Source organism: Longimicrobium sp., assembly GCF_036280135.1.
Classification (GTDB): Bacteria; Gemmatimonadota; Gemmatimonadetes; order Longimicrobiales; family Longimicrobiaceae; genus Longimicrobium.
In genome coordinates this window covers 1-7,135 of record NZ_DASURI010000857.1, presented here as the reverse complement: position 1 = coordinate 7,135, position 7,135 = coordinate 1, and the positions used below count along the sequence as shown (strand labels likewise).

General features: G+C 72.2%; 5 protein-coding genes. 2 read left to right on the top strand and 3 right to left on the bottom strand.

The genetic code is table 11. The annotated features are described in order from the left end of the window. Both VFZ20_RS27765 and VFZ20_RS27760 read left to right on the top strand, forming a co-directional pair. Positions 1-844, top strand: an 844-nt coding sequence (locus VFZ20_RS27765; RefSeq protein ID WP_329687217.1) for a hypothetical protein, incomplete at its 5' end; no start/stop codon positions are given. A gap of 5 nt (positions 845-849) precedes the next feature. Beyond that, positions 850-1,752, top strand: a complete 903-nt coding sequence (locus VFZ20_RS27760) for a hypothetical protein (protein WP_329687216.1) — start codon at positions 850-852, stop codon at positions 1,750-1,752. Between the two features lie 626 nt (positions 1,753-2,378). Here VFZ20_RS27760 and VFZ20_RS27755 read toward each other — a convergent pair. The 3 genes from VFZ20_RS27755 to VFZ20_RS27745 all read right to left on the bottom strand — a co-directional run. Then, positions 2,379-4,004 (bottom strand): M28 family metallopeptidase, encoded by a 1,626-nt coding sequence (locus VFZ20_RS27755; RefSeq protein WP_329687215.1) that lies wholly within the window; start codon positions 4,002-4,004, stop codon positions 2,379-2,381. A 130-nt stretch (positions 4,005-4,134) separates the two neighbouring features. After that, positions 4,135-6,105, bottom strand: a complete 1,971-nt coding sequence (locus VFZ20_RS27750; RefSeq protein WP_329687214.1) for a M1 family metallopeptidase — start codon at positions 6,103-6,105, stop codon at positions 4,135-4,137. Positions 6,106-6,496: 391 nt separating this feature from the next. After that, on the bottom strand, positions 6,497-7,135 hold a 639-nt coding region (locus tag VFZ20_RS27745), incomplete at its 5' end, for a beta-ketoacyl-[acyl-carrier-protein] synthase family protein (RefSeq protein WP_329687213.1).

Below are 7,135 nucleotides of genomic sequence, written 5' to 3'. Positions count from 1 at the left end.
GCGGACGAGAACGCCCGACGGTCACCGGTTGACCCCCGCCGCCGCGGACCTGTACTACAGCCGTCAGCGGCTGTGGCCGGGATTCCTGGCGGAGTTGCGCGCGCTCGCCGTCCGCACGGTGGCGCTCGCGGGCGATGCGCGGCTGGTGTTCGTCGGCCGGTCGCCGGAGAGCGTGTACGACTACCTGGCGGGCGCGCTGGCCGCAACCGCCTGGAGCGACCGCTGCGCGCTGCTGAGCATCTCCCTCGGCGATCGCGGGCCCGAGACGCCGGCGGGGCTCGCGGCGCTGCGCGCGCACCTGCGGGCACTGGACCTGGCCCCGGCGCGGATCGCGTCCGCGCCGCGGCCCATCGCCCTGGTGGACCTGATCTGGAAGGGGCGGACCTTTGGCGCGCTGTCGTCGCTGCTGGCGGAGTGGGCACGCGAGGAAGGGGTGGACGTGGCGGCCGTGCGGCGGCGGCTGCGCTGGGTGGGCATCACCGTCCGTACGAAGAACAGCCCCAGGACCTGGCGCTGGTTCCAGCAGCTGGAGTGGACGCGGGACTATCCGCGGAGTGCCCTGCGCGGCATCTCCATCGACGACTGGATGTGGACGTTCCTGGGGGATGCCCAGCACAAGACCATGGTGCAGAACCACGCCGGCCGCTGGGGCTCGGACGAGCTGCGCGAGCCGCCCCGCGACGGGGACACGCTGAACGCGCTGCGCAACGCGTACGAGATCCACGCGCACGCGCGCACGCCGGAAGAGCGCGCGCGCTTTGCGGCGGGGCTCGCCGCGCGCGTGGAGATGCGCGAGCCGTGGCTGCGGTCGCTGGTGGTGGCCCTTCGCCGGGGCGCGGGGTGACGGCGATGTCCAACCGCGCGGGCGTGGTGCCGTTTCGCTGGGACGTGCGCCGGCGGGAGCAACTGGGGCGGCTGGTGGATGCGCCGCCGCCCCCGCCGCGCGCCGGGGGGTGGACTCCCCCGCGCTTCAAGCACCTGCTGCCGGAGGTACGCGCCTGCGCCGTGCGGGTGCTGGCCCGCGCGGGCGATGCGCGCCTGATCTTCGTGGGCCGGTCGCCCGAGAACATGTTCGACTACCTGACCGGCGCGCTGGCGGACACGCGCTGGGCGGACCGCTGCGACCTGCTGAGCGTCTCCATCCCGTGGGGGGACGTGCACGGCTTTCTCCCGCGGCCGATGGTGGAGGGGCTGCGGGCGCACGTTCGCGCGTTGGGCCTGTCGCCGGCGGAGATCGCGTCGGCGCCGAGGCCCATCGCGCTGGTGGACTTCGTGAGCAGCGGCACCACGTTCGGCTCCATCTCGGCAACGCTGGCCACGTGGGCGCGCGAGGAGGGCGTGGACGTGAACGCCGTGCGGCGGCGTCTACGGTGGGTGGGGATCACCATCCAGGAAAAGAACAGCCCCAAGACGTGGCGCTGGTTCCAGCGGGTGGACTGGGCAAAGGATTACTCCCGCAGCGCGCTGCGGGGCGTGTCGGTGCCGTACTGGTTCTGGAGCTACCTGGGCAACTACCAGGACAAGACGATGCGCTCCAACTCCGCCGAGCACTGGGGGACCGAGGCGCTGATGCACGCGCCGCGCGACCCGGAGGCGTTCGCGGCGCTCCGGACGGCGGTGCGCCTGCACGAGCATGCCCGCACGCGCGAGGAGCGCGCCCGCTTCGCCGCCGGCCTGACAGAACGCGTGGAGATGCGCGAGCCGTGGCTGCGCTCGCTCGTGCTGGAGATCCGCCGGGGCGGAAGTGCGTGAGTGCGGAAGTGCGTGAGTGCGGAAGTGCGTGAGTGCGGAAGTGCGTGAGTGCGGAAGTGGATCCGGCGTGGGGTAAGGTGCGGTGAAGGGGGGGCGGGCATCACGACCGGGCGACTGAAGTCGCGGCACCGAAGACGTGATGTCGGCCTTCGCCGACGGGTCGGGGCAGGGTGGGTGCCGTGGGGTACACCGGGCTCGCGCGATGATGCCGTGCACGGGCGCCATCCGGAGAAGATAGGCCGGCCTCCAGCCCCGGCGAGTGAATTGAAATCGCCGCTGTGACACCGCAATGTCGGCCTCCGCCGACAGGTCCGTCGCGGGCGGGTGCCGTGGGTTTCGCGAAGTCCGAGCGATCGGAATGCCGTCATCGCGCACGGGCCCGACCGCCGGAGCAGGTGAAGCCCCGCCGTGCGACGCGAAGCGTCGTCAGGGCGGGGCTTTCCGCTTTCGTAGCGGCGGCTTTAGCCGCTCCGGCGCGGGGCCGCCACCCACGACGAAGCCCCATCCGCTCTCCGTCGGATGGGGCTTCGCGCATCGCATCAGCCGGCCTCACCCGCTCAGGCCCGACCGCCGCGCGATCTCACTTTCGCACTTTCGCACTGTCGCACTTTCGCACTGTCGCACTTCTACACGCACGGCGTGCCCAGCGGCGGCGCGGGACGGTCCACGACGGGGCGCGCGGGGCGGTGGCTCAGGTCGAACGCCACGTCGCTGATGAGCTGCGCCACGCGCGCCATCTTGTCGAAGTCGATCAGCTCCACCTCGTCGTTCACTGTGTGGTACTGCGGGTGCAGCCCCGTGGTGAAGAACGTGACCGGGATGCCGAAGCGCGCGTAGTTGTAGTGGTCGCTGCGGCAGTAGATGCGCTCGGGGTGGTTGGGCGCGTCCATCGAGTAGTCCAGCAGGAACGGACGCGTCTGCGCCGCGTTCACCGCCTCCACGATCCCGCCCAGCTCCGTCGACAGCCGCCGCGAGCCCACCAGCATCACCGAGTCCGGCGCGTTGCGGCCAATCATGTCCATGTTGAGCTGCGCCACGATGCTGTCGCGCGCCACCGTGGGCCGATTGGTGAACGCCTCCGATCCCAGCAGCCCCTTCTCCTCCGCCGTGTGCCACACGAACAGGACGGACCGCGCCGGGCGCTCGGCCGCGGGGAGCGCCGCCAGCCGCTCGGCGATCTCCAGCATGGCCACGGTGCCGGAGCCGTCGTCGTCCGCGCCGTTGAAGATGCTGTCGCCGTCCTCCGCCGCGCCCACGCCGTCGTGGTCGTGGTGCGCGCCGACGGCTACCAGCTGCCCCGCCCGCGCCGGGTCGCCGCCCGGCAGCACGGCCACGATGTTGGTCGCCTCGATGGGCGCCTCCGTGCGCCGCACGTCGAAGCGAAAGGCGCCCAGGTCCGAGCGGGGCCGCGCCGACTCCAGCGGCTGCCCCAGCAGGTGCGACGCCGCGCCCGGCTCCACCAGGAACACCATGGGTGCCGTTCCCGGCCGGCTCTGCGTGGCCGGGGACGTGGTGACGTTGCCGTTGCGCAGCGCGTGCCCGGCGAACTGCCAGAAGTCCGCCAGGTCGCCCTCGGCCACGAGGATGATGGCCTGCAGGGGCGAGCCCTCCGACACCAGCGCCTGCATGTTGAAGCGCGGCCGCGACGTGGCGTTGGCGCCCGGCGCCGCGCCAAAGCGCAGCACCAGCACGTTGCCGTTCAGCTGCTCCGGCGCCAGGTCGATGTCCGGCGTGATCCGCGGATCGGTGATGTAGCCGCCGTACATCAGCCGCCCCTCTCCCTGCGTGCGCACGTTGCGGGGCAGGTCCTCCACCAGGCCGCTCAGGGGGACGATGTCCGCCGTCCCCAGCGCCGCGCCGTTGAAGGTGACGTCCGCCCGGGTGTCCGTGCGGACGAGGTTCACGCGGTGCAGGTAGGTGCCGTCGTCGCCGGCGGGGCGCAGGCCCAGCCGCTGCAGCTCGCGGACGATGTAGCTCGTGGCGCGCGCCATCCCCGGCGTGCCCACCTCGCGCCCCTGCATGCTATCGTGCGCCACGATCCCCAGCCGCGCGCGCAGGTCCGCCGCCGTGATGGCCGCCTCCGTCGTCGCGGGGCCGATGACGGGCAGGGGCGCGACTGTCGAGGTGGCGATGACGGCGCGGTTCGCGGCGGGGGCCGGCGCGGTCCGGGCCGACGGGGCGGCGCCGGAGCACGCGGCGAGCGCGGCCGCCAGCAGGGGCGCCGCGCCGGGGAGGATGAATCGGCTGCTCACGTCGGAACTGACAGTGCGAGAGTGCGAAAGTGCGAACGTGCGAGAGTACAAACCCGCACGGGTTCGCGCCGGTCATCGGAGAACCCTGCGGCCCGCCGGGATGTTCCCGGACGGGCCGCGATGGGGCGGATCAGGAGCGCGTCCAGACGTTGTTGGCGCGGTCCACGTCGGGGAACGCGTTCTCCGCGTCGATCTCCACGCGGATGATGGGCGACGTGCTCGTGGCCGGCAGCGTGACCGTGGCCGTGCGGCGGCCCTCCAGCCACGTCTCCACGGGCACCTCCAGCCCCTGCACGGTGCCGTCCTCGCGGGTGATGGTGAGCCGCGCGGGCATGGGCGCCAGGCCGCGGTCCTCGATGACGATGGTGGCGCCGCGCCGGTCCTCCGTCACGCTGGCCACGGCCTGGTCCAGCGTCCACGTCTCGTAGAACCACGTGCGCCAGAACCAGTCCAGGTCCTGCCCTGACACCTGCTCCACCGTGTTGAAGAAGTCCCACGGGTACGGGTGCTTCCACGCCCAGTCGCGCATGAACGTCTGCCAGGCGCGGTTGAACGTCTCCTCGCCCACCAGCGCGCGCAGCGAAGCGAAGTTCACGGCCGGCTTGGGGTACGACGCCGTGCCGAACGCCCCCGCCGTGTAGTGGAAGTCGCTGCGCCGCATGATCTCGCCCTCGGCGCCGGCGCGGGCCGTGGCCAGGTACGTGGCGCGGTCGCCCAGCTCCGCGTTCTCACCGGGAAAGGTGTCGTTGCGGGCCTGCGCCTCGTGGAAGGTGGTCATCCCCTCGTCCATCCACGAGTAGCGCCGCTCGTCCACGCTAACGATCATCGGCACCCACATGTGCGCCAGCTCGTGGGCCGTCACGCTGTACAGCGCCTCGTCGCCCTGCTCCGTGTAGGCGCTGATGAGCGTCATCATGGGGTACTCCATCCCGCCGCCGATGATGCCCTCGCCCTCCACGGCCGTCATGTGCGGCCAGGGGTAGGCCACGCCCGTGTACCGCGACAGGAAGGTGATGGAGTGCGCCTCGAAGCGCGCCGCGTTGGCCCAGGTGCGGGCTTCCGGGCGCCAGAAGGCGTGGATGGCCGTGGAATCGGCCCGGCCGTCGCCGTCGCGGTTGCCCACGGAGGTGCGCGTGGCGTCCCAGTTGGACGCGCGCGTCACGCTGAACGCGTGGTCGCGCACGCTGTCCGCGTGAAAGCGCCAGCTGACGACGCCGTTGCGCCCCGCCGTCGTCGTCCGCCCAAAGTCCGCCGGCGTGACCACGTTCACCACCTGGTCGCTGGCGATGCCCTGGCGGTAGCGCTGCAGGATGGTGGGCGCCAGCGTCTCTTCCGGGTTCTGCAGCGTGCCCGTGCCGAAGACCACCCACTGGGCCGGCGCCTCGACCGTCACGTCGTACGAGCCGAAGTCGGCGTAGAACTCGGCCGTGCCGCGAAACGGGTCCGGGTGCCATCCCACGACGTCGTCGTAGACGGCCATGGCGGGGTACCAGTAGGCGAAGAAGAACAGGTTGTCCTCGCTCCACCCCATCCGCCCGCCGGCGCCGGCCTGCGGCACCGTGTAGCCGAAGTCGATGGCGATCTGCACGGACTGGCCGGGCTGCACGGGCGCGGGGGGCGTGATGACCATCCGCGTGCCGTTGACGGCGTAGCGCGGGCCCGTGCGGGCGCCCGTCGTCGTGAGCGTCTCGCCGCCCACGGCCACGCGCGTGACCTCGATGCCGCCCGTGACCTCCGCCGGCTCGTTGCGCACCACGCCGGGGGCGTGGTGGTTGAGCGTGAGGTCCACGTGCAGCGCGTTGAGCGCGTTGGGCGAGTGGTTGGTGTAGGTGATGGTCTCGCTCCCCTCGAGCCGCTTGCGGTCCGGCAGCACGCGGGCGCGGATGGCGTAGTCCGCGCGGTTCTGCCAGTAGCGCGGCCCGGGCGCGCCGGCCTCGGTGCGCGTGCCGTTGGTGACGGCGCGCTGGTAGTCCGCCGGCGGGGTGACGGGGTAGGGGATGGGCCGCTCGAGGCGCGCCGGCGCGGGGGCCGGGCCGGTGGACGGCGCGGCGCAACCGGCCAGCAGGGCGGCCGCGATCAGCGCTGGAGACCAACGCATCATGGATGTGTTCTCCGGGAGTAGAGGTTCGGCGGGCAAGCTAGGGCGCGCATGCGCGGCGCGGCAAGGCGGGGGCCCTCACCCGCTCGCTGTCGCTCGCACCCTCTCCCGCAAACTGCGCGGGAGAGGGTGTAAACTTCCACGAGCCCCGGTGCGCGAAGGCGAGAACCGTGCGCGGTTGTCTTTCTCCCTTCCCCCATGCCGTTTATGGGGGAAGGGCCGGGGATGGGGGGCGCTCCGCCCGCGCGGGATCTCCGCTCCACGCAAAACAGCCCGCAACCGCTCGCGCAGTTGCAGGCTGTCCCCTGTAACCTGTCCCCTATAACCCGCAGTTGCAGTTGCAGGCTATTCCCTATTCCCTATTCCCTGTTCCCTATTCCCTGCAGTTCCGCCCCTACGCCGCCCCGAACGCCAGCGCCGCGTTGATCCCCCCGAAGCCGAAGCTGTTCGACACGATGCGCCGCACGGGCATCTCCAGGCCCTCGCCCGTCACGTAGTCCAGGTCGCACCCTTCGCCGGGCTGCTCCAGGTTGAGCGTGGGCGGCACCCACCCGCGCTGGATGGTCAGGGCCGAGATGGCCGCCTCGATGGCGCCCGTGGCGCCCAGGCAGTGCGCCGTGTAGCCCTTGGTGCCGCTCACCCGCAGCCGGTCCGCGTGCTCGCCGAAGACCTGGCGGATCACCTTGCTTTCCGTGCTGTCGTTGAGCGGGGTGGACGAGGCGTGGGCGTTGATCACCTCCACCTCTTCCGGCTTCACGCCGCCCGTGCGCATGGCGGCGCGCATGGCCCGCGCGGCCTGCTCGCCGTCCGGACGCGGCGCCGTCATGTGATGCGCGTCGTTGCTCGTGCCGTACCCCAGCAGCTCCGCGTAGATGCGGGCGCCGCGGGCCTTCGCGTGCTCCATCTCCTCCAGCACGAGCACGGCCGAGCCCTCGCCCATGACGAAGCCGTCGCGGGCCGCGTCGAAGGGGCGCGAGGCGTGCGCCGGGTCGTCGTTGCGCGTGCTCATGGCGCGGATGATGGCGAACGCGCC